A 2,237-nucleotide genomic window follows, 5' to 3' on the forward strand; every position below is an offset into this window, starting at 1 on the left:
AGGCGGCTCGCGGCCGTCGCGGGTGCCGCCGGGCCGGCACGGCCGGTCGTGGCTGCAGGTCGGGTGGCCGGCGCGGGCCGTTCGGCAGGCCGGTGCGCGAGCTTAGGCGACGGCGCTTCCATCGTCGTTGCCCGGGGTGGTACCCGGCACCGGATTGGCGGGGCCGGCGCCGGGAACCGGCCGGGCCGGGGCCGGCACCGGCCAGTCGCCCGGTGGCGAGGGGGCGCCGCATTCCATTGCAACTTGCCATTTCGGCTTGTGCAATCCCAGCGCCCAGGGCGACTGCGCGGTGACGCTGGCGAGTGCGTGATGGAAGGTCGCGTAGTGCTGCGGACGCACCTCGTTGCCGAAGGACATGATGCCGCCGTTGTGTTCCTTGATCGCACCGGGCAGATGGACGCCGTTGGCGTCGGTCATCGCCCGGGTCATCGCGTCGTGGTCCACCGGGTCGCCGACGCGGGTGGCGCCGGTCACGTACTCGTCGTCCAGGCCGAAGGCGTGTCCCCACTCGTGGGCCGCCGTCACCATCCGCCCGCCGCCATCGACGACGAGGTCGGCGCGCTGGTCGCTGGCGCGTCGGGGCTGCGTCGGATCGGCCTCGGCCTCGCCGCGCGCGCGGATGTGCACACGGTTGGCGGTGTTCGCGAAGCCGTGGCGCTCGAGATGCGTGCGCACGGCCTCGGCGCGCCGTCGCGAGAGGTCGACGTTGTAGTGCTCGCTGCCGGCGGCGCTGGTGTGGCCGACGATCTCGACGCGCACCTCCTGGTGGGCAGCGTTGCCGACTGCACCGTTGAAGCGTGCGATGAAGCCGTTGAGCGTTGCGATCGCGGTGCCCGTGAGCGCGTCCGAGTCGTAGTCGAACTCGACGGACTGGCGCAGCAGGTCGTACTCCTTGGGGCCGGCCGTGGTGCTGGCGAGCCGCATCGTCTGGTCGGCAGGGTCGGTCGTGCTGCCCGAACCGACCTCGTGCGAGATGTCGAAGCTGCGCAGGCTCTCGCCTGGCGGGGTCTTGTAGATCTCCACGACGAGGTGGTCGGTGGCCGCCTTCGCGCGCTGGCCGATGTCGAGGTCCACGCGCACTTCGGCACCGAGCCAGTTCCATCGTGGCCTGTTGAGGAAGAAGCTGTGCCGGCCGCCCCAGGTCGTCTCGATCAGCGATTCCAGGCGGACGAGCCAGGGCGCCTGCTCCGCAGGCGTCCACTGGTAGCGTGCGAGCAGCGCATTGCGCACCACGGCGACCGGGATCGCGTTCATCCGGCTGGCGAGCGTGCGGATCTCCGGCGTGGCGGGGAGGTCGGGGTGCGGCGCGATCACGCCCGCGTTCCGCACCAGGGTGTCCTTGAACTGTGCGGCCACGCCTTGCTCGATCGCGAGCACGCCGTCGCCCGCGAGCGGGTCGGCACGGTACTGGGCATCGAAGCCGCCGATGCCGCCCGCGCCGACGATGCCCCGGGGCGCTGCAGGGTAGGGGCCGGCCGTCGCCCATTGCGCCGACGCGTCGAGCTCTCGACGGCAGCCCGCCATCGGATCGACGGGTGCGCGGCTGTCACCGAAGAGCGTGTCCCAGAAATCGCGCTGCAGCTTGGGCGCGGCACTCTGCGGGCCGCCGGCATCGGCCTGCTGGCCGACGTGGGCGAGCTCGTGGGCGAGCAGCTCGAGGCCGGTGTCGCTCGCAGGGGCGTAGCTGCCGGCGCAAAAATAGACGTCGTTGCCGACCGTGAAGGCGCGTGCCTGCATGCTGGCGCACATCGAGTCGGCTTCGGCGTCGGTGTGGATCCGCACCGCGGACAGGTCGCGACCGAGTCGGGTCTCGAGCTGTGCCCGCAGGCCGGGGTCGAGGGGCGCGCCCTGGCCGCGGCGTGCGGCGATGCGTTGTTCGGTCGCGACGGGCACGTGATGGGGGCCCGCGTCCGCACCCTTCGTGGCGGAAGCAGGGGCAGTCCCCGCAGCGCTCCCTGGCCGGGTCTCGCGCATCAGCCTGGGGGCGAGGGTCGGCTTTTGCGGTGGGGTGATCGCCGGTTCGAGGCTCCCGTGCGGAGCCTCGCCGCTGCAGTCCCTGCACTCCCGCCCGGAAGCGCTGCGGGCCGGCGTGCGCAGGGCGCGGGAGACCTCGCCCGCGATGCGGTCGGCCTCGCGCTCCTCGGCGTCCTGCGGTTGGCTGACGGCGAGCCGGGCCTGCAGGTAGCCGGGCGCACCCGGGCGTTTGCCGGCGGCGCTGCCGCCGGGCCGGGCTTGCG

General features: G+C 73.1%; 1 protein-coding gene. It reads right to left on the reverse strand.

The genetic code is table 11. The features are described from left to right. Positions 1-102: 102 nt before the first annotated feature. The coding region (locus tag C665_RS19320; protein ID WP_004328429.1) for an eCIS core domain-containing protein at positions 103-2,237 on the reverse strand (2,135 nt) is incomplete at its 5' end.

The sequence above is a fragment of the Thauera aminoaromatica S2 genome (assembly GCF_000310185.1).
Classification (GTDB): Bacteria; Pseudomonadota; Gammaproteobacteria; order Burkholderiales; family Rhodocyclaceae; genus Thauera; species Thauera aminoaromatica.